Raw genomic sequence first — 25,571 nt, 5'->3', positions numbered from 1 at the left:
CTCGCTTCCCGTCGCGCCGCCGGCGGTCAGCGGGCCAGGTGCTCGGCGCGGTCGAGCTCCTCGTCGAGGGCGATGGCGGCGTCGATGAGCGCGAGGTGCGTGAAGGCCTGGGGGAAATTACCGAGCTGTTCACCGGACGGTCCGATCTCCTCGGCGAACAGGCCGACGTGGTTGGCGTAGGTGAGCATCTTGTCGAAGGCGTAGCGGGCCTGGTCGAGGCGGCCGGCGCGGGCGAGGGCCTGCACGTAGAGGAAGCTGCAGAGGTTGAAGGTGCCCTCGGAGCCCCGCAGGCCGTCGGGGGAGGCGGCGGGGTTGTAGCGGTAGACGAGACTGTCACTGACGAGTTCGTCGTTCATCGCGTCGAGCGTGCTCAGCCAGTCGGGGTCGTTCGGGGCGAGGAAACCGACGCGGGGCATGAGCAGCAGGGAGGCGTCGACGACGTCGGTGTCGTAGTGCTGGACGAAGGCACGGCGCTTGTCGTTCCAGCCGCGGTCGATGATCTGCCGGAAGACGGTGTCGCGGGCCGTCTGCCAGCGGGTGAGGTCGGCGGGACGGGAATAGGCGGTCGCGAGACCGATGGCCCGGTCGAACGCGACCCAGGTCATGAGGCGGCTGTAGGTGAAGTTCTGCCGGCCGCCGCGAGTTTCCCAGATACCTTCGTCCGGGCGGTCCCAGTGGTCGGTGAGCCAGTCGATGACGGCGGTGAAGGCGTTCCAGCCGCGGACTCCGCCGATGTCTCTCGCCTCGGCGAGGGCATAGGCGGCCTCGCCGTAGATGTCGAGCTGAATCTGGTCGGCGGCGGCGTTGCCGGCTCTGACCGGCGCGGAGCGGCGGTAGCCCTCCAGATGATCGAGGATCTCCTCGGTCAGGTGGGGTTCCCCGTCGACGCGGTACATGATCTGGAGCGGTTCGCCGGACGCGGTCCAGCCCGCGTCGAGGCGCTCGCGTAGCCAGCGACGGTAGGCGTTCGCGTCGTCGGTGAAGCCCAGAGTGGTCAGGGCGTGGACCGCCAGGGAGGCGTCGCGGATCCAGGTGTAGCGGTAGTCCCAGTTCCGTTCGCCGCCGATCTGCTCGGGCAGACCCATCGTGGCAGCGGCGATGGGAGCGCCGGTGGGAGCGTAGGTGAGCAGTTTCAGGGTGATCGCCGAGCGGGTGACCATCTCGTGCCACCGGCCTCGGTAGCGGCAGGCGCGCAGCCAGGTCAGCCAGAAGGCGCGGCAGGCGTCGAACGCGGCGGTGATCGCCTGCACGGTGGGCGGCGGACCGCCGGGGCGTCCGCCGCGGGCGGCGGCGTCACCGCTGTCGCTGGTGAGGACGACCGCGGCCAGTTCGCCGGCGTCGAGGGTGAAGCGGGCGGAGACGTCGTGGCCGTCCGGATGGAGCACGATCGGGGCGGTCGCCTGCACGTGCAGATCCGTGTCAGGACCGTGGAACACCACCGACCCGTCGTCAAGATGGCGCAACGTGTGGGGCGCGCGACCGTAGTCGAACCGTGGCCGGCACAGCAGCTCGAAGGGCAGACTGCCGCGAACCACCCGGGCGACCCGGATCAGCCGATGCCGCGCCGACGGGGTGGTCGACGGGTCGGGCTCCATGAAGTCGAGCACCTCGCCCACCCCGCCCGGGGCCATGAACCGGGTGACGAGCACGGCGGTATCGGTCAGGTAGAGCTGCCGGACAGCGGCCTCGTCGGCCTCGCCGAGATCGGCGGCCAGGCGGCAGTGACCACCACGATCGCTGTCGAGCAACGAGGCGAACACACTCGGCGAGTCGAACCGCGGGGTGCACCACCAGTCCAGGGTCCCGTCGGCGGCGACCAGCGCCGCGGTCTGCAGGTCGCCCACGAGGCCGTGATCCGCGATCGGTGGGTAGTTGTTCATGGTGGTTCCTCCCGCGAACGTCGCAGACCATGAGCAGGACCGGCAGCCCCCAGCGCCCATCGTCCGTCCCGCCGACCATCGCCGCACCTTCACCGCAGGTGGCAGGGACGGCCGCCCGCGACAACCACCGGACGGCGCCACCGACAAGCCGGGGCAGCCGCACTCTTCCTACCCGGGCGGTTGTGGACGGAAGGCGCGCTGGTGTGGCGTGTCGGTGATGACGAGTGCCGTGGACGGGGGTATCTCCCGCCACACCCCGGGTAGCTCACTCAGCGGTTCCGAGAGGACTGCGCGGGCGTGGGCGGGTATGCGCCGCAGCCGTTCGTGCTCGGGATAAAGCATCCGGATCGCGTCGACGCTCTCGCTCATGTACAAAGTGTTGACCACCGGCCCGCTGGCGTATCTGGCCGCGAACATCGTCTCACCGTCGGCCAGCCCGACCGTCATCTGCAGGGGCTCGGCAACACCCGCGGCGGCTCCGACGCTCTCGACGAAACCGGCCATTCGTTCCAAACCCCCGATGGGGTCTTCCTCCAGGCCGAAAGTCAGGGCAAGATGGAACATCACCTCGGAATCCGTAGAGCCCTTTATGTTACCGAACAGGTCGGGGCGGACGGCCATCAGCAGGTCGCGGCGAAGCGAGTCGAAGCTGTCGATGTATCCGTTGTGCACGAAAAGCCATTTCTGGTAGCGGAACGGATGGCAGTTCGTCTTCTGTACCGGCGTGCCGGTACCTGCCCGCACGTGCGCGAGGAACATCGGAGAGCAGATCTCGTCGGCCAGTTCCCGAAAGTTCTCATCACCCCATGCGGGTGAGTCGCTGCGGAAGATGGCCGGGATACGGCGCCGGCTGTACCAGCCCAGCCCGGTCCCGTCGCCGTTCGGTTCAAGCAGGTCCGGCCCATGTCTGACGCTCTGGGCGATCAGCGATCTTTCCGGCTCGTACAACAACGTGCGTGGGACGATCGGCTCGCCGCGGTACCCCATCCACCTGCACATGTCACCCTCCCGTCAACTACGGCAGAGGTGCCCACGAGACATCGAGGCAATCGCCGCTTTCACAGCCAGTACAAATCTTGACTGGTCAGGGTCTGGCCACGGGGGCTCTGGATCGAGGGCCAGGCCAGTTTGGTCGAGGAAACAGGTCGTGATGTCGGTTCGGTACTGAAATACGTCTGAGCGGAGCCGTGATCGTCTTGCGGCCCTACTCGACCAGCCACACGATGGTCGCGCAGTTGCCGCCGGACAGGAGCACAGCATTGGACTCCGCAGTCGCGGTCGTGGCGGTGACGCTGATGACCTACGCGCTGGTGGATCGGCGCCTGCGGCAGACGCCGATCAGCGGTGCGCTGGTGTTCACCGCGGCCGGCCTGCTGGCCAGTGAACAGGTCGCGGGACTGATCACCTCGTCCGTCGGTGAGCGCGGCGCCGGCGCCGTCCTGGAACTGACCCTCGTGATCGTGCTGTTCACCGACGCCATGGGGGCCGGCCTGGGCCCTTGGGTGACGGAGGCACCGCTGCCCGGCCGGCTCCTGGGAATCGGGTTCCCGTTGACCATCGCCGTCGGCTGGGTGCTGGCGTCGGCACTGTTCCCCGGCCTCGGCTTGTGGGAGGCGGCGCTGCTGGCGGCCATCCTGGCGCCCACCGACTCGGCGCTTGGGCTGCCGGTCATCAGCAACCAGCGGGTTCCTCCGCTGATCCGACACGCACTGAATGTCGAAGGCGGCCTCAACGACGGCCTGGCCCTGCCATTCGTGACCATCTTCCTGGCCCTGGCGCAGGAGGAAGAAAAAACCGCCGGCCGCGGACACGCCGTGTCAGTGTTTCTGCGCGCCCTGGTGGCCTCCGGCGCCATCGGGATGGCGCTGGGCGCCGGTGGCGCCCTGGCCCTACGGTGGTCGATGAAGAGGGGATGGTCCAGCCGGCCGTGGCAGTCGGTCGCGCTGCTCGCCACGGCGACGCTGGCCTACGCGCTGGCGGACCTGATCGACGGTAGCGGCTTCATCGCGGCATGGGCCGCCGGCCTCGTGGCCGGCCTGGTCGCGCGCGAGAACCTGGCCGCGGCGCAGCAGATGCCGCAGGATGTCGCCCAGCTCGGTGTCTCCGTGAGCTTTGTGCTGTTCGGCGCCCTGTTCCTGGCACCAGCCCTCGAACACACGACCTGGACGGCGGTCATCTATGGGCTGCTCAGCCTCACTGTCATCCGGATGATCCCGGTCGCCGTCTCGCTGTGTGGATCAAAGGTCGCGCCCCAGACCGTGGCGTATGTCGGCTGGTTCGGGCCACGCGGACTGGCGTCGATCGTCTTCGCGGACCTGGTCGCCACCAGTAATCTGCCCGAACAGCACCAGATCGTCCCGGTGGTGATGCTCACTGTCGGGATGAGCGTGGTTCTGCACGGCATCTCCGCGCCGTGGGGCGCACGGCGCTACGGACGCTGGTACGCGGCCGCGGCAGCGCGCCACCCTGAGATCCGCGAAGCCGCCCAGGCACCGCTGCCAACCCGCCTCGCCCGTCTGCCCAAGGGGTCGAGATCATGATCATGGAGGCTGGCCTGCCAACGCTGCTCCTCCTGGAGATCGTCGGGTAGGGGGTCGGAGGCTGTGACGTCGCGGCCGATGCCCGGCCGGTGGCACCGGCGGCGGACTCCGAGCAGGTGCGGGGGGTGGGGAGGTCGCCGGTCGTCGAAGCCGGTCGACGGGTCGCGCCAGACCATTCGGTGAACATCGTTGACATCGTCCTGGATGCTCTGCGAGGCTGCTGCCACCCGAGTGGGGCCGGACTCGAGGGCGATCAGGGCGGAGCTGTCTAATGAGCGCAATCGATCTGTCCGGGTACGAGGTCACCGACGCCTTCTTCGGAAAGCCGTACATCGACGTGGACGAGTGGCGTACCGCGCCGGTGGGTGCCTACAAGTACCGCTTCGTGCACGGCGGCTTCGCCGACACCGACACCCGATTATCGTGCTACTTTCCTCCCGCCGACGACTGGGCCGGTCGCATGCTCTTTCCGGTCGAGGGCGGCCTGGGGGGGTACGAGGACACCTGCGGGACCGTGCAGGGCCTGCTGCTCGACCAGCTCGGTATCGGATTCCGGCTGGGCGCCTACATTGTCGAGTCGAACGCCGGGCACATCGGCGTCGAGCTCGACCTCCGCGCCGGTCCGGACCCGTCGCTCTACGGCTATCGCGCGCACACGGAATCGGCGCGTTTTTCCAAACACCTCGCGACCCAGATCTACGGCACTCCGCCCCGGGCGAGTTACGCCTACGGCGGCGGGGGCGGCGGCATGCGTGCCCAGTTGTGCCTGGAGAACAGCGACGTGTTCGACGGTGCCATGCCCTACGTCGGGATCGCGGCGACCATGGACGAGGCGACGTACGAGCTACCCCCCGGCCGGCGGCTGCTGAAGACGGCCTCGCTCGCGACCTTCGGCGCGGTGCTCAACGTCCAGCGCCTGCTCGGCGACAAGGTCCGAGGTGTCATCGACGCCGTGGAACCGGGGGGCAGTGGCGAGGTTTTCGCCGGTCTGGACACCCACCAGCGGGAGGAGCTGGCCGCGCTTTACCGGCTCGGCTTCTCCCGTGGCTCCGAAATCATGATTGCCGAGCCGGTAGGGCCGGTGTCGGCGTGGTCGTGGCTCGCCGACGACATGCTGGCGGAGCTGCCGGAGTTCTTCGAGGGATTCTGGTCCGAGCCCGGACACGTGGGCCACGACTTCCCCGAGCTGCTCGCTCCCCATCGTGTGCAGGCCAGCGCGCGCGTCCGCGCCGTGGTCACCGCCGAACAGCTCGCCGCCCGCGCGGCCGGCCTCGCCGGGCTGGGCGCGATCGCGAAGTTCACGATCGGGATGAAGGGAGCGCAGTATCCCTGCGCGCTGGAGCTCGACACCGACGTGGCGGGCTACCTGCTGGGCGCGTCCATCAAGATCGTCAGCGGCGAGGCCACCGGCCGGAGCCTGGTTGTCGCCGGCGTCGTGGGCGAGAACACGCTCTACGTCGACGGCGCCGCCGAATCCGGGACGTTGCGGATGACAGACGTCGTTCCCGGCGACGAAGTACTGATCGACAACCGGAATTTCCTGGCGTTCTGCTACGCGTACCGGCATCAGGTCGCCGAGTGGGACCGCGAGTCCGTCGCCACGTTCGTCGACGGTCGGCCGGTCTATCCGCGCCACGGGTTGCCGACGGCCTTCGCACTCGGTGGCGGCCCGGCGTCCGGCTCGTTCGGCGGGAAACTTCTTCTGCTGCCCGGAACGCACGACGCGAACGTGTGGCCCGGCCGTGCCGACGCTCTCGCCGACCATATTCGGCGGGTGCAGGGCGGCGCCGCGGCGGATCGGCTGCGGCTTCGCTGGATGGAGAACGCGGAGAACATCCCGGGCTCCTTCCTGCCCTCGGCCGGCGGGGTGTCGATGAGTACCCGCTACATCGACTACAACCCGCTCGTCGAGCAGAGCCTTCATGACCTCGCCGCGTGGGTCGAGAACGGCACGCCTCCCGTCGACACCGCCTACGACTACACCGGCGGACGGCTGGCCCTGGCCCCGGACGCGCGAACCCGCGGCGGAATTCAGGCCGTCGTCACGGTGGCCGCGAACGGGGCGGTACGCGCCGAGGTGTCGGCCGGCGAGCCGGTGACGTTCGAGGTGACCGCCGAGGTGCCGCCCGGTGCCGGTGCGGTCGTCAGCGCGGCGTGGGACTTCGACGGCAGCGGGACGTTCGCGTCCGAGCTCGCGGGAATCGACGGTCAGGCCAACCCCGTCCAGCTCACCACCACCCATGCCTTCGACCGGCCCGGGACGTACTTTCCCGCGGTCCGCGTCAGGAGCCACCGAGACGGCGACGTGTCGGCCACGAGCCGGCTGGTCCCCAACCTCGGCCGGGTTCGGGTGGTCGTCCGTTGAACGCCTTTTCGTCGACATCAACCGGCTCAAGGGAGCAGGCATGATCAGCGCCAGACCGGCCGGTGCCCTACTGGCTGTCGGACTCGGTGCCATGCTTGTTCTCTCGGCGTGCGCAAGCGACTCGTCGTCAGGAAACCCGCCGCCGGCTGTCGCCGCTCCGACCGCCACCAGCAGCGTTGCTGCCAAGATACTGGTGATTGGCGACATCACCGGAAACGTCTTCACGATGCCCGAGGTCGTTCCGATCGTGAAGGGCGAGCTGCGCGGCTTCCCGAACGTCGAGGTCGAGACCTGTGACAGCAAGGGCACGACGAGCGGCGTCCTGGTGTGCGAGCAGAAGGCCGTGGCGGACCACGTCGCCGCGGTGATCAACGGCGGCAACCTCCTCACCGCGGACCAGGCCCCGCTCACGAAGGCGGGAATCCCGGTCCTCGGCCAGTCCGACACCGCCAGCCCCAACTCGTTCGCGACCGCCTCGGCGAACGCGGAGTTCGCAGCCATCGGGATCGGCCTGGCCAACGCCGGCTGCACCAAAATGGGCATCGTCTACTACGACGGCACCGACTTCCTCGCGAACCTGGTCAGGAAAGGCATCGAGTCCAAGGGCGGAACCGAGGTCGCGCGGTCCCCGATCGCCCTCAACGCGCCTGACCTCACTCCGGCGATCTCCAAGATCACCGGAGCGGGGGCGAACTGCGTGGCCGTGAGCCTTGCCCCGACTTCCGCGGCCCAGGCGCTCACGGCGATCAGGCAGAGCGGCAAGCACCTCACGGTCGGCAGCGTCTCGGCGGTCTTCACGCAGAAGCTGATCGACTCCCTGGGCCCGGCCCTGACCAACGGCCTCGTGGTGGTGGACTCCCAGCTCAACAGCGCGGACGACAATCCTGGCATTGCCCGGATCAAGGCCGCCATCGCCGCGCAGGGCTCGAAAGACCCGGTCACCTCGAACGGCATCATCACCTGGATCGGGGCAAGGCTGCTGGAGGCGGCCCTGCCCAAGGTGCCGGGACCGGTAACCGCGGCGTCGCTCACGACGGCGCTCAACGGGCTGCGCGACGTGGACATGCTGGGCGTCATTCACCCGTGGTCGTCGGTCGAAGTGGACAACCCGGCCTACAAGCGCCTGTTCAACCACTACGGGATCACGTACACCGTGAACGATCTGAAGGCGGCCAAGAACGGAGACTTCTTCGACATCGCCGAGTCCACAGCCCTCCGGTAGAAGCGGAGGCCCAGGCTCCAGGGCCGGTCCGTGGCCCTGATCGCCCAGGGGCTGAGACCCGTGTGTGTGCCGTCCTCGGGCAGGATGGCGTCATGACTGCGTACTGGATCAGTATTTACCAGGAGATCGTCGATGAGAGGAAGGTCGCGGCGTACGCCGAGCTGGCCGGTCCGGCGCTGCGTGCGGCCGGCGGCACCTTCGTGGCCCGGGGTCTTCCCGAGCAGACGTACGAGGCCGGGGAGAAGACCCGCACCGTGCTCATCGAGTTCGACTCGGTCGAGGCTGCCCGGGCCGCGCACGACAGCCCCGCTTACCAGAAGGCCCTGGCCGTCCTCGACGGTGGCGCCGTTCGTGACATGCGCATCGTGCCGGGCGTGTAACGAGCCGGGACGCTCGGGTGCGAGGGGCGGCGCAGCTGGGAGACGAAGACCGGCACCGTGGCCGCCGCCCGGGCCGGGGGCTGCCCGAACGCCGCCCGCGGCGCCGGAGCGGATCCTCCCAGGATTCGGTTGCCCGAAAATGCCATGACCACTTAGCGTGTCCAGCGTTGGCGACCTGGGCGGTGACCTCGCCACGATCTCGCCACGATCTCGGGAGACGCTGCACCCGGCGGTGCGACGCTGATGATGGTCAGCGCTGCTCAGACGTTTCGACAGTGCGAGGTGACCATGGAGAGTCTTGAGGACCGTCTGCAACGGCTCGAGGACCGCGATGCGATCCATCAGTTGTTCGTCGACTACGGCCGGCATCTTGATCAGGGCAACTGGGCGCGGTTGGCGGCCCTGTTCGCCGAGGACGGTGAGGTCCTCCTGGGACCGATGGGGCGGGCCAAGGGACCCGAGGCCATCCAGGAACTCATGGCCCGGACCCTCACGGCCGGGCTCGGCACCTCGTTCCACATCATTTCCAGCCCCGACGTGATCCTGGCCGGTGATACCGCGACGGCGGAGGTCATGTGGACGGTGGTGGAACGGCGCCCCGATGGCGGGCTGGGGATATCCCTGCTCGGGCGGCACCTGGACCGGCTGTCCCGGACGCCCGAGGGCTGGCGCATCCAGCGTCGGAAGGGCGATCTCCACCTGGTCGCGACGCCACCGGCCGCGGGGGCCGCTCAACCCTCGTCGAGCGGATCATGAACGGGCCGAAATCCTGCCCGTGGTAAGATCAGATCGCCATAAGAATCAATAGTCCGCGGTTTCGGCTGCGGTCATGTCGATCCCTCCCCAGGGATGTCCTGAGCATGCCGCGCATGATCGACGCCAATTCTCTTTCGAGTTCCAATGGGCGCCCTTTCGGGGTGTCCGCGATGCGTGCCACAGCGCGGGCACCATCCGTCAGGGGCTCGGGATGACCTGTTCCGGACTCCCGCACATTGTCGGGCTTGGGCTGGGGTAACCTCCGAATCGATGCTTCACGGCCGGGATGTCGAGCTGACTGTCGTCGACGCGCTGGTCAGCGGTTTGCCCGCCGGCCACAGCGGTGCGTTGGTCATCCGGGGTGAACCCGGGATTGGCAAAACCGCCCTGTTGCAGCACGCCGCTGCTGCCGCCGCCGCCGGGGGCTTCCCGGTGCTGCGCAGCGCCGGAGTCGAAGCGGAGAGGCACCTGCCGTACGCGGCGCTGCATCTGCTGCTCGGGTCGTTGCTGGATCGGGTCGATATCCTTCCAGGTCCGCAACGCGCCGCCCTCCAGGCCGTGTTCGGACAGGGGGTGGTGGAGCCGGACGGGCGCTTCCTCGTCGGCCTGGCTGTGCTCACGCTGTTGGGTGAGGCCACCGAAGAACCGCTGCTGTGCCTGGTCGACGACGCTCATCTGCTCGACGACGCCTCGGCCGCGACGCTGCTGTTCGTTGCTCGCCGGCTCCGCGCGGAGGGAGTCGGCCTGGTGTTCGCGGTCCGCGAGGATCCTGTTCACCCTTTTCCCGCTGCCGGCCTACCGGCGATCCAGCTGGGTGGCCTGGACGGCGCGAGCGCCGCCGCGGTGTTGCTGGAACGGCGCGACTCGCTGACCGCGGCGGCGCGTGGAAAGGTGCTCGCCGCTGCGGCGGGCAATCCGCTGGCGCTGCGCGAACTCGATCCGGATACCGAATCGACACCGTTGACCGAGCGACTTCGTGAAACGTTCCTGGGGCAGGTCCGCAGTCTCCCCGAGCCTGCTGCGCGGCTGTTGCTGATCGTCGCCGCGGAGGGCGGTGGCGACCTCGGCGTGGTGCTCGCCGCGGCCCGGACCCTGGGGCTTGCCGCGACGGATCTCGAACCGGCCGAGCGGGCCGGTCTGCTGCGTGTGACGGGTGTCGAGGTGATGTTCCGGCACCCACTGGTCGCCACGGCCGTCTATCAGGGTGCGACGCTGGCGCAACGGATCGTGGCACATCGGGCGCTCGCCGCCGTGTTGGTCGAACCACGGGATGTGGACCGTCGCGCCTGGCAACTCGCGAGGGCGGCCACCGGGGCCGACGAGCACATCGCGGCCGAGCTGGAGCGCAGTGCGGCCCGAGCGGTGCGCCGCAACGGTCTGGAAGCCGCGGCGGCGGCCTACCGGCAGGCGGCGCGGCTCAGTCCGGACCTGGCGGATCGAGCCCGCCGCCTCACCCTTGCGGGCGAGGCGGCCGTCGAGTCGGCACACCTCGACGAGGCGCGGATGGTCGCCGAACAGGCGGCGGTCCTTACCCGCGAGCCGCTGTTGCAGGCCAGGGCCGCCCGCGTCCGCGCGACCGTCGAGTTCAAGCAGGGTCGGCCGCGAGCCGCCCATGCCCTGCTCACCGCTGGCGCGCGACATGTGGCCGACACACACGTCCACCTTGAGTTGCGGATGCAGCTGACCGCGGTGAACGCCGCCTGGTCCGCCGACGACCTGGGCCTGCTGGCCGTCACCGCGAGCAGGCTGGACGGGCTCCAGCTGGCGCCGGACGATCGGATGACACCGATCCGCACGTTCCTGATCTGGATGACCTCGCTCGCCCTGGAACGGACGGGCACCGAGTGGCCACCGCTCGGCCGCGTCGTCACGGAGGCTCGGGAGTCGTCGCTGGGCTGCCCCCATGACCTTTCGCTCATCGGTTTCGGCGGCCTCATCGCAGGACACGAACGGGAAACCCGGGACGTGGCGGCGGCCGTGGCCGCCGAGAGCCGGCTCCACGGCCGCGTGGGCTGGTTGACCGCGATGCTCAGCCTTGGTGCCGCCGCACAGGTCCTGCTCGGCGAGCACCGGGAATCCCGGGTCGTCGCGCAGGAGGCGCTGCAACTCGCGTTGGATACCGGGCAGACTCGGTGGATTGGCTATGTCAGGGGAATTCTGGCTTACCTCGCCGCGGTAGCCGGTGATGAGACCGCCTGTCGCGCGCTCGCCGCCGACGCGCTCGACAGCCCCGTCAAGGTGGTCAAGCCGCTGGGCGGCTCATGGGCCGACTGGGCGCTCACCATCCTCGAGTTGGGCGCAGGCCGGCCCGGTGCCGCGGTCGGCCGACTGGACCTGACCGCCGCCGGGCCGGCCCGGCTCGACCCGCCGCTCCTCCATGGCATCCCGGACGCGATCGAGGCATGGGTCCGGCTGGGCCGAGGGCCGCAGGCGGCGGCGACCCTTGCGCGACTCGAAGTTTGGGCCTCGCACATCGAGCAACCGTCCGTCGACGCACTGGTCCGTCGGTGTCAGGCCCTGCTGGCGAGCGACGCCACCGCTGAGCATCACTACCGTGCCGCGCTGGACCTGCATGAGCTGGCTCCGAGGCCCTTCGAACACGCGCGGACGGCACTGCTGTACGGCGAATGGCTCAGGCGCCGCCGTCGGAAGGCGGATGCCCGCCCGCCGCTGTCGCGTGCGCTCGGCGCGTTCGAGGATCTGGGCGCACGCTTCTGGGTGCGGCGTGCCGCAGCCGAGCTGGGGGCCACCCAGAGCCGTCCGTCGTCCGGATCCGCCGCCGGCACCGGGCTCACACCCCAGGAGCTCCAGGTCGGTCGGCTGGCCGCCGAGGGCCTGTCGGATCGGGATATCGCAGCACAGCTCTTTCTTAGCCCCCGCACCGTCGGCTACCACCTGAACAAGGCGTATCACAAGCTCGGCGTGCGCTCGCGCGCCGAACTCGCCGGGCTGGCGCTGGGCGGTCCGACCACCGGCTGACTCAGCTCACCCGCGCGATCGAGCCGCCGCTGCGCCGGCCCACCGGGCACCTCGGCTGGCCCGTGGTCGCCAACGGCGACGGCAGTTCCGCCGGTCACCGACTACCTAATGCGTGACGGATTCGCGCTGGCCGGACCGGCCCTAGCCTGATCGGGCAGACCCGCCAAGCCGATCAGGAGCACCGATATGAGCGTCGTCGCCACCCTCGACGTGGTCGAACTCGATCCGCATGACTACCGCACCGTGCTCGACCACATGGCGGTCGAGACCCGGCCCTCGCCTGGCATCTACCTGCACGTGGCCACTCGGACCGACAACGGAATGCGGATCACCGAGCTGTGGGATCAGGAGCCGGGATTTCGGGCGTTCCTGCTGGACCGGATGATCCCGGCCACCCAGGCGGTCCGGGTCGAGCGGGAGACCGACATCGCGGTCGAACCGATCTTCAACCTCTTCGCGCCACGTCTCGACGAGATCCCCGACCTGCCCGCCCGCCCGGGTGGCGTCGTCACCACCCTGGACGTACATGGCCTCACGGGTGAGGAGTACCGCGCCCTCATCGATCACCTGGACGTGGAAAAGAATCCAGACCCGGGCATCTTCCTGCACATCTGCACCCCGTCGGCAATCGGCTACCGGATCGTCGAGTTGTGGGACGCGGCCAAGCACTTCGAGGCCTTCCTGCAGCGCCGTCTCGCGCCCGCCACCGAAGAGCTACGTATCGATCGGAGGACGGATATCGCGGTCCATCCGATCACCAACATCTTCGCACCGCGGCTTACCGAGCTCCCCGGCCTCGTGCCGTCCCTGCCGGGTGGCCCACGGAGTTGACGCCGACCCGCGCCGCGGAGTCCGTCCCCGATGCTCCCGCCCGGATCAGTACAAAGAGACCTCCCCGCTGACGGGGGTTGCTCCGGTGTGCAGCGAGATCCCGAGGCCCACGAACAACCGACTCCTCCGATGATGCGTCGCGAATCTGAACATCCTGCCAGACGCGACGGCCGCAACAGGGATCACGTTTTCAGCAAGCGGACGAATACGTGCCGAATGCGGGTGCGCCTAGGCTCGAAGAGCTCCCCGACCTACCGACCCGTCGCGGCGCCTATCCACTCTTCGGGCACATGGGAGGACGTCGGACCAATGACGCTTGAACTCGATCCGCAGATCGCCGAGGCGCTCGGCCCGTTCGTAGCCGGGCTGGCCGATGTGGCCCCGCCGCCGGTCGGCGATGTCGACGGCCGCCGCGTCGTCATGAACGCGATGCTCGCCACCGTCGACCGGCTTCAGCCCGGTGCCGACGACGTCCGCATCAGCGATCACGAGCTGACCACCGCGGACGGAGCCAGGCTGCTCCTGCGCTGGTACAGAACCGCCGACACCGACACCGACACCGACGACGCCACGCCCGGCCCCGCGGTGCTCTACCTCCACGGCGGCGGCATGATCCTCGGGGGTGTGCCGATCAACGATGGCGCGGTCAGCCGCCTGGTGTCACGCAGCGGCGTGCCCTTCCTCGCGGTGGACTACCGCCTCGCCCCCGAGTACCCGTTCCCCACTCCGGTCGAGGACGTCTATGCCGGGCTGCAGTGGCTGCACGAGCATGCCACCGAGCTCGGTGTCGATCCGACCCGCATCGCCGTCATGGGCGACAGCGCGGGCGGTGGCCTGGCGGCTGCGGTGTCGATCCTCGCCCGCGACCGCGGCGGACCGGCCATCGTGCACCAACTGCTGATCTTCCCGATGCTCGACGACCGCAACACGGTTGCGGACTCGCACATCGAGCCCTATGCCGCCTGGACCTACGCGGACAACATCACCGCTTGGCAGGCCTTCCTCGGCGCGCGTGCCGGTGGCACCGATGTACCGGCACTCGCGGCTCCCGCGCGGCTCGAGGACGCGTCCGGGCTGCCACCGGCCTACATCGAGGTCGGCCAGCTCGACATCTTCCGCGACGAGGATCTGGCCTTCGCGCTGCTACTCAGCCGCGGCGGTGTGCCGGTCGAACTTCACCTCACGCCGGGCGCCCCGCACGAGTACGACGCCATCGCTTACCAGAGCGCCGCCGCGCGCCGGGCCGTGGCCGACCGCGTACGGGTCCTCCGTTCCATGTGACAACTCAGCTCCATGTGACGACTCGGATGTCCATGGAAGTCGAACGTCCGTGATCTGGGTGCAGCGCATCCGCGGCGCCCTTCGGCCGGGATCGGATCGCCGGAGCCGCGTCGTGAGGTGTGGGCGAAGGTCCCCGCCGCGGACATCTCCACCGACCCCTGGTCGGGGTGTGATCGCGTCCAGACTCCCGACGGCGAGCATGGGCTGGTTGCTTGACGCTATGACTATGTTAATCTATCGTCGGTGCATGCTCTATCCCACTCCCGCTCTCGGACCTACCGACTGGCAGGTGCTCGGCGAGGTCGACGGCATGCGGACGGAGCTGCGGCACCAGCTCCGGAACATGCCATCGAAGTGGACTGGGGGGCTCCGGAAATTCCTGACCGCTGATGCCGTTGCAGCCTCGAACTCCATCGAGGGCTTCAAGGTTTCCACAACCGACGTCGAAGACCTGATGGATGGCGAGCGAGATGTCGAGGTCTCGGACGAGAACCGCGAGGAGACTCTCGCCTATCAGCGGCTGATGACGTATATTCAGACGCTTCACGATATCGAGGATTTCAGCTACAGCAAAGGCCTGTTCAACGCTCTGCACTGGATGTTGCAAGGCCACCGTCACAAGGTGCGCAAACCGGCCGGACAGTGGCGCCGGGGCCCCGTGTACGTCACCGACGCCCGCGACCCCAGCGTCGCCGCCTATACAGCCCCGGACGCCGATGTTGTCCCGGCGCTGATGGGGGAACTTGTCGACTGGCTCAACGCCGCCGACGGCGCCCATCTGCTGGTGCGCGCAGCGATGGCACATCTGCACCTTGTCGCCATCCACCCCTGGGCCGACGGGAACGGCCGGATGTCCCGTTCACTGCAGACGCTCATGATCGCACGTGAAGGCGTCCTCGCCCCGGAGTTCTCGTCCATCGAGGCGTGGCTCGGCCGCCCTGGAAATACCTGGGAGTACTATCGCGAACTCGCCGACCGGGGCCCGAAGTACCTTCCCGACCAGGATGTCGCCAGCTGGATCCGCTTCAACCTGACCGCCTATCATCAGCAGGCCCAGACCGTCCAAGGTCGCCTCGACCGCTCCAGGCGGGTAGGGGGCGCACTCGACGAATTCGCCGAGAGTACCGGTCTGGACGAGCGAGTGGTCACTGCCCTGCACGACGTGGCCATGACTGGACGCGTCCGCCGCTCACGCTACGAGCGGGCCGAGGGCCTGAGCCTGCAGCAGGCGCAACGGGATCTCCGCGACCTCACCATCGCCCAGATCCTGGAACCGGTCGGTCGAACCCGAGCCCGCTACTACACAGCAGGCCCCCGCTTCCCGCAGCCGGCACGCGACATCGCGCGCACGCCCATGATCCTGAGGAATCCCTACGACGGCTGACGAGAACCGTCCGCGCGGTCTGTTCGCCATCCTGACAGACAGTGAGCGGTCGTCTGGAGCGACCGCGGTGTGATAACTATGCCGTCGACCCGGTCGAGTAGATTCGATCAACAGGTTCTGGGAGTGCGTCGATCGGCCGGTCACTGTGCTCCAACCGGATACCGTCAGCCCGCCAGCGCGGGTGAGGCCGAGGTCGACTCGGATTCGGTCGCCGGTGCCGGGCCAGTTGCCAGTTGCCAGTCGTCGAGCGGGAGAACTGATGAAGCGGATCGCCGAACTCGCTGTCCGTCGCCGATGGCTCGTCGTCATCGGCTGGGTCATCTTCGTCGTCGCAGCGCAGGGGATCGCGGGGGCGATGGGCGGGGCCTCGTACAAGGACACGTTCAGCCTCCCGCACACCGAGACCGCGTCCGTGGCGCATCTGCTCGAGGACGCCGGCCTGGACAATCAGAACGGCGCCCTGGGCACGGTCGTGCTCAAGAACAAGACCGGGGCGTTCACCGCGTCACCCGCGCAACTGAAGTCGACTCTGGCCAAGGTGTGCGCCTCGGGTAACCATGTGGCGCTGGTCGCGTCACCGTGGGAGTCGATCGACTGCTCGAAGAGTGCTGCTACCGCGCCGGGAAACCCGGGGCTGCTCAACAGTGCGCGCGGCTCCACGACGGCGCTGGTCACCATCACCTGGGAAAACGATCACTACGACGCCGAGCTGTTCAAGAACGTCTACGACCAGCTGAAGACCCTGCGCAGCGACTCGCTGCAGGTCGAGTTCACCGGTAACGCCTTCGCGGGCATCGGGCAGAGCAGCGGTTCGGGCTCGTCGGTGTTCATCGGATTCGCGGCCGCGCTCATCATCCTGGCGTTGGTGTTCCGTACCGTGGCCGCCACGGTGCTGCCGCTGGCCAGTGCCGTGGTCGCGCTCGTCAGCGGCCTCGGCGTGATCTACATCCTCAGTCATGCGATCAACGTTTCCAATATCACCCCGTATCTGGCCGAGCTGATGGTGATCGGGGTCGGCGTCGACTACGCCCTGTTCATCGTCACGCGGCATCGCCGCAATCTGCGGCGCGGCATGCCCGTCGGGGAGTCGATCGTCAACGCGATCAACACCTCCGGTCGGGCGGTGTTGTTCGCCGGTACGACCGTGTGTATCGCCATCCTCGGCCTCATCGCGCTCGGGGTGAGTTTCTTCAACGGCATGGCGGTGGCGACCGCGCTCGCGGTCGGCTTCACCATGATTGCCTCGCTCACGCTGCTGCCCGCCCTGCTCAGCCTGTTCGGTCTGAAGGTGCTGCCCCGCCGGCAGCGGGCGGCGGTGCGGGCCGGCCAGTTCATCGATGACCGTCCGGTGGGGTACTGGGCCCGCTGGTCGCAGTTCGTCGCCAGGCGCCGTGTCGTCGTCGCGATCGTCTCGGCCGCGGTGATGGTCGTGATCGCCCTGCCGTTCTTCTCGCTACAGCTGGGCGCCAGCGATCAGGGCAGCGATTCGAAGAGCTTCACGACCCGCGCCGGCTACGACCTGATCGCTTCCGACTTCGGCGTCGGCTACAACTCCACCCTCGAAGCCGTCGTGAGTGGCCCGGGCGCCTCGGACCAGGCCTACCTACAGCGGGTGACGAAGACGCTGTCCGCCGTCCCGGGCATCGACCCGGCCAGCCTGGGCACGGTCCCGCTGGCCAGGGACATCGCCTTCGTGACGTTCAAGACGACCACGTCACCGCAGTCGGAGAAGACCTACACGCTGGTCCGGCACCTGCGCTCGACCACCCTGCCGCCGCTGTACGACGGCACGGCCAACCGCATCTACACCTTCGGTGACACGGCGATCAACGTCGACTTCGCCTCGGTGCTCGCCCGGAAGATGCCGCTGTTCATCGCGGTCGTGGTCGGCCTGTCGTTCCTCCTGCTGCTCATCGCGTTCCGCAGCCTGGTCATTCCGCTGACCGCCGCGGTGATGAACCTGCTGGCAGCGGGCGGTTCGTTCGGCCTGGTCGTGGCGATCTTCCAGTACGGCTGGCTGTCCGACGCCATGGGCGCCGGTCCCGGCGGGCCGATCGACGCCTGGATCCCGGTCATGCTGTTCGCCATCCTGTTCGGCCTGTCGATGGACTACCAGGTGTTCCTGGTCAGCCGCATGCACGAGGAATGGGTGCACACCCGCGACAACAGGCGGTCGGTGACCGTCGGGCAGGGCGAGACCGGCGGCATCATCACGGCCGCCGCCATCATCATGATTGCCGTCTTCCTCGGTTTCGTGATCAGCCCGGGCCGGCCGATCAAGATTTTCGGCACCGGCCTCGCCGCTGCCGTGTTCCTCGACGCCTTCATCCTCAGGACGATGCTCGTGCCGTCGGTCATGCACATTGTCGGCAAGTCCAACTGGTACCTCCCGAGGTGGCTGGAACGCATCACCCCGCACGTCTCGGTCGAACCGGCCGACGAGGCCGTCACCCACGCCACGGGCGCGGGCACCGGCCCCTTCGACGACGACCGACCTGAAGACGAACGGGAACTGGCCCACCGCTCCTGAGGCGGTCCTGAGACGGGCCTCAGGCGAGTCGGAGGTGGGCCTGAGGCGGGTCGGAATCAGCCCCAGCGCGGCTGTTCGTCGGGGTTGATGCCGAGGGAGAACTTCGCGACGAGTTCGTGGGTGAGAGCGGAGTTCGCGGGGTGGAAGCGGCCCATCCGGGCATCGCGGAACAGCTGTTCCATCCGGTTGCGGCGGAAGACCCCGGCACCGCCGGTGAGATCGAGCGCGGTGTCGACGACCCGCCAGGACCTGGTGACCGCCACATGCTTCGCGGCGATGATCTTCAGGGGCCAGTCCGCACCGTGGTCGACACCGGTGGACCAGTCGCCGGTGACCTTGGCGAGCAGGGCGTCCACGGTCTCGAGATCCATCCGCATCTCGGCGACCTCGTGCTGCACCTCGGGGTGGTAGGCCATGGACCGGGTGAGCGCGATCGAGGTGCGCTGGTGGACCTTCGCCACGGTGAGGTCGAAGGCGCGCTGCGCGATCCCGGCGTAGACGTTGGCGAATCCCAGCAGTGCCCAGGCGAAGATCCCGACCTGGAACGGTCCCGCGCCGGCGAACCCGGCCGGGCAGACCAACGGGACGTGCTCGTCGGCGACGAAGGCGTGGTCGAGCAGAGTGTCGTTGCTTTCGGTGGCCCGCATGCCCAGAACGTCCCAGGTGGGTTCGATGCGGTAGCCCCTGGAACTGCGCGGGATGAAGCCGTGCACGATCCTCGGGTTCGCGGGGTCGCTCAGATCGGTGCCGTGAATGCCGAACCAGTCCCACACCGGCGAAAGGCTGCCGAAAATCTTGTGGCCGGTGAACTCCCAGCCGCCGTCGACCCGCTCGGCCGTGGTCGTCGACGCCAGGATCGGCACGTCGTTGCCGGCTTCGCCGTGGCCGGCGGCGAACACGTCCCCCGCGGCGGCTCGTTCGAGGATCCAGGCACAGCTCCGGTCGCCGGCGCGCAGCAGGTCGGCGGCGAGCCCCGTCCAGTAGAAATGCATGTTGACCGCGATCGCGGTGGCCGGGGCGTGGTAGGCGAGCCGGCGCTGGGCCTGGCCGATCTCGGCGAGGGTGCGGCCGGGGCCGCCGAACTCGGCGGGCAGTGCCAGGTCGAGGTAGCCGCAGGCCCTGAGTTCGTCGAAGTCCTCGGTGAAAAACCGGTTCTCCCGGTCGTAGCTGGGGGCACGACGGTCGAAGCGGGCCAGCATCTCCTCGTCGAGGATCCCGGCCGCGGCCGGGATGCCGGCTCCGGATTCGGCCGTGCCGGGCGGTGGCGTGGTGGGGGCAGCAGTAGTGGTCATCGGACTTCCTCTCGATGCAGCGGTTCGGCGCTGCGATTCGGCGCTGCGATTCGGCGCTGCGGTTCGGCGCCGTGACTGGTCGCCACCGACGCTAGGAGCACCGCGTCGTCCTGCCATGACCAGCGTTGACCGTCATCGGAGGCGGCGGTTCGCCCCGGCCTTCGGCCGCAGGTTCAGATCTGACTACGGGGCTGGCTGGTTGCCGACAGAGCCTTGTCACCCGCCAGGAGGCCGGGCACTGTCGACGCAGGCCCGCGAAGGGTGGTCGAGACGGCGGTGAAGGTCGACGCAGCGGTGAAGGTCGACGCAGCGGTGAAGGTCGACACGGTGATGAAGGTCGACACGGTGGTGAGGATGGAACGCGAGCAACCTCTGCTGCCCGCGGCGCTCCAGGTCGTACCGCGTTTCGGCTTCGTGGGCCGGGCGGCGGAGCTGGCTCGGCTGCGCGCGCTCTGGGAGCAGTCCCAGGCCGGCCACCGGGTCGCTCTCGTCAGCGGTGAGCCCGGCGCCGGTAAGAGCCGACTGGTCCGGGAGTTCGCCCACGAGGTGGCGGCGGCCGGCGGCCAGGTCCTCTACGGCGTCTGCGACCCGACCGCACCGATGCCCTACCAGTCGGTCGCGCAGGCGCTGGGCCACCTGCTGCGGTACGCCGACTCCGACGAACTCGCGGTCGACGTGGGGCCGCTCGGCGGCGAGCTGACGCGGCTGTTCGCGGACCTGCCACGCCGGGTGGGCGGGCTGTCGGTGCCGGAGACGTCGTCGACCGAGACCGAACGGCACCGGCTTCACACCGCACTCGTCGACCTGCTGGCCAACACGAGCGCACGCCGGCCGGTGCTGCTGATCCTGGACGACCTGCAATGGGCGGACCAGTCGACGCTGCTTCTCGTCCGCACCCTGTTGCGGGCCCGGGCCGACGCGCGAGTGCTGCTGATCGGGGTGTTCCGGGACACCGCCGAACTGGGTGAACCTCTCGCGGACACGCTGGCCGACCTGGCCCGCGTCGACGCGGTCGTCCGGTTGCGGTTGGGCGGGTTCGACGAGGCGATGGTCGCCGAGCTCGTCGACCGGGCCGGCGGAGCCGCCCTCGACGACCATCGCATCGCCGTGACCAGGACGATGCGGGCGCTCACACGGGGCAATGCCTTCCTGCTCGGGGAGCTGTGGTGTCACCTCGTCGAGACCGGCATCGTCGAGACCGGCATGGTCGAGACCGGTGTCGCCGACCGCACGGTGGCCGGATGGCGGCTGGCCGGTCCGCTGGCCGATGTCGGCAGCCCGGACAGCGTTCGCGAGGTCGTCACGCACCGCCTTGCCCGGCTCGGACCCGCAACCCGGGCCCTGCTCGAGGTGGCCGCGACCGTGGGGCCCGAAACAGACCTGGGACTGCTGCGGGCGGCCACCGACCTCGACGAGGCGGCGCTGCTCGCGGCCCTCGACGAGGCCCTGGCCAGCGCCACCCTCGTACCGGTACCGGGTTCCTACCACCGCTACCGGTTCACCCACGAGCTGGTGCGCCGCGCCGTCGTCGGCCAGCTGACCCACATCAGGCGGGCGCTGCTGCATCTGCGGGTGGCCGAGGCCGTCGAGCTCACCCCGGGTGACGAGGCTCGGCGAACGGTTGAGCTGGCCACGCACTTCGTCGCGGCGGCCCCGTTGGGGCCGGCCGACAAGGCCGTCACCTACAGTCTGCGAGCCGCGGAGCTGGCCTTTCGCCAGTGTGCGTTTGATCGGGCGGCGGATCTGCTGCGCTCGGCGCTGGACCTCGGGGTCCCGGCGGCCGAGCAGGGCCGGGTGCAGCTTCGGGCCGGCGACGCGCTGCGGGCGGCCAGCCGTTGGCGGGAAGCCCTCGCCTGCTACCGGGCCGCCGTCGACGTCGCCCGTGACGCCGAGGACGCCGTCCTGCTTGCCCAGGGCGCCCTCGGCCTCGAGGAGACCTGCTGGCGGCCGGGGATCGTGGACGCCGCAACGACCGCCGTCCTGTTCGAAGCCCTGGGCGCGCTGGGGAACCGGGCCGCGGGTCTGCGGGTGCGCCTGCTGGCCGCGCTCGTTCGGGCGCACGGATACCGCGGTGACCGGCAGCGGGCGGCCGCGGCGCTGGCGGACGCGGTGGCACTCGCCCGCTCCCAGTCCGACCGGCAGTCACTGGCCTGGGCGCTGGCTCAGAGCTACTGGGGTCGTGGTGACCGCGGCGGCGAGCAGGTGCTGACCGCGATGGACGAGGCCCTCGCGCTGGCCGAGGAGACCGGGAACGACGACCTCGGCTGTTCCATCCGGACGTGGCGGCTGCCCGTGCTCGCCGAACTCGGCCGCCTCGACGACCTGCGGCGCGAGATCGTGGCGTACCGGGCCCTCGCCGAGCGACTCGGCCAGCACCATTACCTCTACGCCTGTGAGCAGTCCGCCGCCGCCGTCGCGCTCGCGGACGGCCGCCTCGCCGAGTCCGCCGCCGCGGCGGACTGCGCGCTCGAGCTGAGCCGGGCCGAGGGATACGATGCCTCCGGCGCCCACGGCATCCAGATGTTCGGTGTACGCCGGGAACAGGCCCGCCTCGGCGAGCTGGCACCGGTCGTGCGGCTGCTCGCCGCGCGACGGGATGCGGGGACGATGTGGCGGCCGGCGCTCGCCGTCCTGTACGCCGAACTGGGTTGGGCTGACCAGGCGCGGGCGGAGATCGGCCGGCTGTGCGCCGACGACTTCGCCGAGCTGCCGCACGACTCGCTTCGGGTCGCGGCGCTGACCTACCTCGCCGACGCCTGCGGGACGCTCGGGGACGCCGAGCACGCCAGCCAGCTTTACGACGAGCTGCTGCCGCTTGCCGGCAGCGTGATCATCGTCGCTGGTCTCGTCGCCTGTCACGGCGCGGCGGACCGGTACCTCGCCGCGCTCGCCACCTGCACGCAGAGGTGGGACGACGCGCAACGACATTTTCAGGCCGCTGTGCAGATCAACAGTCGGATCGGCGCGCGGACCTGGTTGGCCCGGACGCGTTGTGGTCACGCTCGGATGCTGATTGCCCGGCGTGGTCGGGGCGACCTCGAACGGGCCGACGGCGAGCTTGCCGCCGCCCGCCAGGTCGGGGTCCGCTACGGCCTGACCGCCATCCTGGACGAGGTGGCGGCGCTGTCCGAGCGGTCAGCGGCGGTGGCAGTGGCGGAGGCGGCAGTGGCGGAGGCGGAGGCGGCAGTGGCGGCGGAGGCGGTGGCGACGGCGCCGGCCGGCGCGGGGCGGATCTCCCGGTGGGACCCGGCGCCCTGTGGGCTGACCGAACGGGAGATCGAGGTGTTGCGACTGCTGTCCCGGGGGCACAGCAATCGCGATATCGGCCAGGCCTTGTTCGTCAGCCAGAACACGGCCGCGAACCATGTCCGCAGCATCCTGATGAAGACGGCGTCCGCCAACCGGACCGAGGCGGCCTCGTTCGCCTACCGCAACGGGCTCGCCGGCGAGGCCGACCACCAGGCCTGACGAGCGACCCGACCTGGCGGCGAAGAAACGACGACCTGAACTGGAGAAGGAGAGCTCGTGCCGCTGTTCCTGGTGGAGCGCGAATACGTCGAGCAGATGAAGCTGGCCGAGCTCGGCCTGGGTGCGCTCGACGCCCAGGACGTCGAGGAGGGTCTGCGCTGGGTGTTCTCGTTCCTGAGCGCGGACCAGCGCAAGTCGTACTGTCTGTTCGAGGCGCCGACGGCCGAGGTTGTCTGGGCCGCTGCGAGAAGGTCGGGACTGCCCGAGGCCGTGGTGGTCGAGGTGGACCGGGTGGAACCGGGAAACCTGCCCGTCGGGCCACCGCAGCGGTGACCGACGACGACACCGGATGCACAGAGCCGGAATCAGAGCCGGAAGGTGAAGATGCTCGTGTCGAAGGTGTTGTAGGCGGCGTAGTCGAGTAGTTCGTAGAGTCGCGCGCGGGTCTGCATCCGGTCGACGAGGCCGGCCTGGGTGCCGTCGGCGAGCAGGCGCCGCAGCCCGTCCTCGACGGCTCCCATCGCGATCCGCAGCAGGGTGACCGGGTAGATGACCAGGTTGACCCCGGCGGATTCCAGGGTGGCGGCGGTGAGCAGCTCGCTCTTGCCGAACTCGGTCATGTTCGCGAGGATCGGCACGTCGACGGCTTTGCGCACGGCGGCGAACTCGGCGGCGTCGGCCATCGCCTCCGGGAAGATCATGTCGGCGCCGGCGTCGACGTAGGCGCGGGCCCGCTCGGTGGCGGCGGCCAGGCCCTCGACGGCGCGGGCGTCGGTGCGGGCGCAGAGGACGAAGTTCGGGTCACGCCGCGCGGCGACGGCGGCGCGGATCCGGCGGACCATCTCCTCGGTCGCCACGACGGACTTGCCGTCGAGATGCCCGCATCGTTTGGGGTTGACCTGGTCCTCGAGGTGGCAGCCGGCGAGCCCGGCGTCCTCGAGGAGCTGGACGGTGCGGGCGACGTTCATCGCCTCGCCGAAGCCGGTGTCCGCGTCGACGAGGGTGGGCAGGTCGGTGACCCGGGCGATCTGGCCGGCGCGCCCGGCGACCTCGGTGAGGGTGGTCAGGCCGATGTCGGGCAGTGCCAGGTCGGCGGAGAGGACCGCACCGGAGACGTAGACCCCGTCGAAGCCCAGTTCGGCGATGAGGACCGCGGTCAGCGGGTTGAACGCGCCGGGCAGCCGCAGGAGCCTGCCGGAACGCAGCTCGTCGCGGAAGTGCGCGCGCTTGTCATGCACCGGTTTCGTCGCGTGCAGCATCTGCGGTTCCTTTCCTGCGCCGGCTGATCGCCGGGGCGTCTACTGGCCGGGCAGGCCTGGTGGGGAAGCCTGGTGGGGAAGCCTGGTGGGAGGGTCAGAAGATTCCGTGGGTGTGTCCGCCGGTGAACGCGGGCTGCGGGGTGAGGGTGAGCCCTGCCAGCTCGTCCGGGCCGAGGTCCGGCAGACGGGTGGCGGTGTCGAGGAAACGGTCCTGCTCGGCGGCGGGAATGATGCCGTCGGCGAGCCGGCGGAACTTGGCGACGTAGGCGTCCCGGCCGAACGGACGCGCGCCCAGCGGATGGGCGTCGGCGACGGCGATCTCGTCGGTGAGCACGGTGTCGTCGTCGAGCTCGATGACGACCCGTCCACCGAAGGCCTTCTCCGCCGGATCGGCGCAGTGGTAGCGGCGCGTCCACTCCTCGTCCTCGACGGTGGTGATCTTCTGCCAGAGGGCGACGGCGTCGGGCCGGGCGGCCCGCTCGGTGGCGTAGGAGCGTTCGTGGTGCCAGTCGCCGTCCTGCAGGGCGACGGCGAAGATGTAGGGGATCGAGTGGTCGAGGGTCTCCCGGCTGGCCGACGGGTCGTACTTCTGCGGATCGCCGGCCCCCGAGCCGATCACGTGGTGCGTGTGATGGCTGGTGTGGATCACGATCGAGCGGACCCGGGAGAAGTCCCCGATCCGGGGCCCGAGCCGGCGAGCCAGGTCGATCAGCGCCTGGCTCTGGTACTCCGCGGAGTGCTCCTTGGTGTAGGTGTCGAGAATGCCGCGCTTGGCTTCACCCGAGGCCGGCAGGCTGACCACGTACCGGGCGCCGGGTCCGTCGAGCAGCCAGGCGATGAACCCGTCCTCCCCCTCGTAGGCCGGGGACGGGGCGCCCTCACCGCGCATGGCCCGGTCGACGGCCTCGACGGCGAGCTTGCCGGCGAAAGCGGGGGCGTACGCCTTCCAGCTGGAGATCTCGCCCTTACGGGACTGCCGCGTCGTCGTGGTCGTGTGCAGGGCCTGCCCGACGGCCTGGTAGACGGTCTCGGTCGGCAGGCCGAGCAGGGTGCCGATGCCGGCGGCGGCGGACGGGCCGAGGTGCGCGATGTGGTCGATCCGGTGGCTGTGCAGGCAGATCCCGGTGACGAGGGCGACCTGGATCTCGTAGCCGGTGGCGATGGCGCGCACCAGCGCGCGACCGCCCAGGCCCAGGTGCTGGGCGACGGCGAGCACGGGCGGGATGTTGTCGCCCGGGTGGGAGTAGTCGGCGGCCAGGTAGGTGTCGTGGAAGTCGAGTTCCCGCACGGCGACACCGTTGGCCCAGGCCGCCCACTCCGGCGACACCCGCAGGTCGGCCGGCGCGCCGCACAGCCGCGCGGCGGCCCTGTCTGGTATAAAAAAAATAACCATGCGCCCATCCC

17 protein-coding genes are annotated in these 25,571 nt (G+C 69.5%); 12 read left to right on the top strand and 5 right to left on the bottom strand.

Annotated elements, in window-relative coordinates:
• Window positions 1–26: 26 nt before the first annotated feature.
• The gene (locus tag ND748_RS00085; protein WP_251743229.1) at window positions 27–1,880 is read right to left on the bottom strand and encodes a glycoside hydrolase family 15 protein; all 1,854 of its coding nucleotides are present in this window, start codon (window positions 1,878–1,880) and stop codon (window positions 27–29) included.
• 168 nt (window positions 1,881–2,048) lie between these two features.
• Window positions 2,049–2,879, bottom strand: coding sequence for a class II glutamine amidotransferase (locus ND748_RS00080; RefSeq protein ID WP_374215811.1), 831 nt, complete (start codon window positions 2,877–2,879; stop codon window positions 2,049–2,051).
• Between the two features lie 188 nt (window positions 2,880–3,067).
• Between ND748_RS00080 and ND748_RS00075 the strand changes: the two genes are divergently transcribed.
• The 10 genes from ND748_RS00075 (at window position 3,068) to ND748_RS00030 (ending at window position 18,148) form a co-directional block, all read left to right on the top strand.
• The gene (locus ND748_RS00075; protein ID WP_251743227.1) at window positions 3,068–4,420 is read left to right on the top strand and encodes a cation:proton antiporter; all 1,353 of its coding nucleotides are present in this window, start codon (window positions 3,068–3,070) and stop codon (window positions 4,418–4,420) included.
• A 271-nt stretch (window positions 4,421–4,691) separates the two neighbouring features.
• Window positions 4,692–6,785, top strand: a complete 2,094-nt coding sequence (locus ND748_RS00070) for a tannase/feruloyl esterase family alpha/beta hydrolase (protein ID WP_251743226.1) — start codon at window positions 4,692–4,694, stop codon at window positions 6,783–6,785.
• 193 nt (window positions 6,786–6,978) lie between these two features.
• Window positions 6,979–8,007 (top strand): ABC transporter substrate-binding protein, encoded by a 1,029-nt coding sequence (locus tag ND748_RS00065; protein ID WP_251743225.1) that lies wholly within the window; start codon window positions 6,979–6,981, stop codon window positions 8,005–8,007.
• Between the two features lie 92 nt (window positions 8,008–8,099).
• On the top strand, window positions 8,100–8,387 hold the full coding sequence (locus tag ND748_RS00060) for a DUF1330 domain-containing protein (protein WP_251743224.1): 288 nt from the start codon (window positions 8,100–8,102) through the stop codon (window positions 8,385–8,387).
• A 288-nt stretch (window positions 8,388–8,675) separates the two neighbouring features.
• Window positions 8,676–9,143, top strand: coding sequence for a nuclear transport factor 2 family protein (locus tag ND748_RS00055; protein WP_251743223.1), 468 nt, complete (start codon window positions 8,676–8,678; stop codon window positions 9,141–9,143).
• A gap of 270 nt (window positions 9,144–9,413) precedes the next feature.
• Window positions 9,414–12,122, top strand: coding sequence for a LuxR family transcriptional regulator (locus tag ND748_RS00050; RefSeq protein ID WP_251743222.1), 2,709 nt, complete (start codon window positions 9,414–9,416; stop codon window positions 12,120–12,122).
• Between the two features lie 186 nt (window positions 12,123–12,308).
• Window positions 12,309–12,953, top strand: coding sequence for a hypothetical protein (locus ND748_RS00045; protein WP_251743221.1), 645 nt, complete (start codon window positions 12,309–12,311; stop codon window positions 12,951–12,953).
• A 309-nt stretch (window positions 12,954–13,262) separates the two neighbouring features.
• Window positions 13,263–14,234, top strand: coding sequence for an alpha/beta hydrolase (locus ND748_RS00040; RefSeq protein WP_251743220.1), 972 nt, complete (start codon window positions 13,263–13,265; stop codon window positions 14,232–14,234).
• 247 nt (window positions 14,235–14,481) lie between these two features.
• Window positions 14,482–15,618 carry a Fic family protein gene (locus ND748_RS00035; protein ID WP_285901385.1) on the top strand — a complete coding sequence of 379 codons (1,137 nt, stop codon included), beginning with the start codon at window positions 14,482–14,484 and terminating at the stop codon, window positions 15,616–15,618.
• Between the two features lie 259 nt (window positions 15,619–15,877).
• On the top strand, window positions 15,878–18,148 hold the full coding sequence (locus ND748_RS00030; protein WP_251743218.1) for an efflux RND transporter permease subunit: 2,271 nt from the start codon (window positions 15,878–15,880) through the stop codon (window positions 18,146–18,148).
• Window positions 18,149–18,204: 56 nt separating this feature from the next.
• Here the strand turns inward: ND748_RS00030 and ND748_RS00025 are convergent, their stop codons facing one another.
• Entirely contained in the window at window positions 18,205–19,440 is a 1,236-nt protein-coding gene (locus ND748_RS00025; protein ID WP_251743217.1) for an acyl-CoA dehydrogenase family protein, read from the bottom strand.
• Window positions 19,441–19,716: 276 nt separating this feature from the next.
• Here ND748_RS00025 and ND748_RS00020 point away from each other — a divergent pair, with 276 nt between their 5' ends.
• Both ND748_RS00020 and ND748_RS00015 read left to right on the top strand, forming a co-directional pair.
• Window positions 19,717–22,908 carry an AAA family ATPase gene (locus ND748_RS00020; RefSeq protein WP_251743216.1) on the top strand — a complete coding sequence of 1,064 codons (3,192 nt, stop codon included), beginning with the start codon at window positions 19,717–19,719 and terminating at the stop codon, window positions 22,906–22,908.
• Window positions 22,909–22,965: 57 nt separating this feature from the next.
• Window positions 22,966–23,241 carry a nickel-binding protein gene (locus tag ND748_RS00015; protein WP_251743215.1) on the top strand — a complete coding sequence of 92 codons (276 nt, stop codon included), beginning with the start codon at window positions 22,966–22,968 and terminating at the stop codon, window positions 23,239–23,241.
• Between the two features lie 32 nt (window positions 23,242–23,273).
• Here the strand turns inward: ND748_RS00015 and prpB are convergent, their stop codons facing one another.
• Window positions 23,274–24,167 carry a methylisocitrate lyase gene (prpB, locus tag ND748_RS00010; RefSeq protein ID WP_251743214.1) on the bottom strand — a complete coding sequence of 298 codons (894 nt, stop codon included), beginning with the start codon at window positions 24,165–24,167 and terminating at the stop codon, window positions 23,274–23,276.
• 94 nt (window positions 24,168–24,261) lie between these two features.
• Window positions 24,262–25,571, bottom strand: a 1,310-nt coding sequence (locus tag ND748_RS00005; RefSeq protein ID WP_251743213.1) for an MmgE/PrpD family protein, incomplete at its 5' end; no start/stop codon positions are given.

Source organism: Frankia sp. AiPs1 (genome assembly GCF_023716945.1).
Taxonomy (GTDB): domain Bacteria; phylum Actinomycetota; class Actinomycetes; order Frankiales; family Frankiaceae; genus Frankia.
Note: the sequence above shows the minus strand (reverse complement) of the source record. Positions and strands in the feature narration are given on the sequence as shown.